Source organism: uncultured Maribacter sp., assembly GCF_947500405.1.
GTDB lineage: Bacteria > Bacteroidota > Bacteroidia > Flavobacteriales > Flavobacteriaceae > Maribacter_B.
This window is the reverse complement of the sequence record NZ_CANMRY010000067.1, coordinates 1-768: the sequence shown is the minus strand read 5'-3', so window position 1 is coordinate 768 and position 768 is coordinate 1. Positions and strand designations below refer to the sequence as shown.

The 768-nt window shown below is 31.8% G+C and carries 1 protein-coding gene; it reads left to right on the top strand.

Annotation, left to right across the window (positions count from 1 at the left end):
- The first annotated feature begins 79 nt into the window (after positions 1-79).
- Positions 80-532, top strand: coding sequence for a hypothetical protein (locus Q0945_RS16015; RefSeq protein ID WP_299436684.1), 453 nt, complete (start codon positions 80-82; stop codon positions 530-532).
- Positions 533-768: the final 236 nt, after the last annotated feature.

Sequence of the window (768 nt, the reverse complement as noted above, 5' to 3'; positions counted from 1 at the left end):
CTCGCGGACTTTCTATCTGTGATTTATTTGCTAACTTTAGTGCTTAAACACGCAACGAAATCATACACAAACACGTTATGTGCAAGCTGAAATGAGGAACTATAAATTAACAATCGGATTTATTATTTTGACTCTTCTATGTGTTAATAATACATATGGACAGACTCAGACATCGAAAACGAATTGGAACAAATTAATCGTTGGAAAATGGGTTAATAAAATAAATAAAACTAAAGACGGAAAAGAATATTTCGGAATTAAATGTAAAGACACTATTCAATACTTTACAAACGGAAATTATGAATCTCAGCAATGTGACTGGAGTGAAACTGGAAAATGGAAATTTTCTGAGAACAAAGAATTAATTATTCATTATGATGTTGACAATGCATACTGGAGGAAAGAACTAGGAACTGACAAATTATTTAGAAGTGAAGGAGCAATATTATCTATAACACGGAATGAGTTAGTTACTGTTACTCTTGATGAAGAAAAAGGAGAAATCCTATGTTATCACAAAAGAATAGAATAAAAGCCAGCACATAACATAGTATATAAAAAATTGCTATTTTGTGCTTAACCAATGTGAGTTGCTTTGTTTGCTTGCATCTGATTTTCCTTCGGAAAATCCTCGCACACAAACACGCAACATTTCATATACGTAAACGTTGTGGGTAATTTGAACAAAACGATGCGTACTCAAGAACTTAACGCAACGAATCTAAATTAATAGATTTGTTATTATGGTACGTAAAAAGAATACAAGAC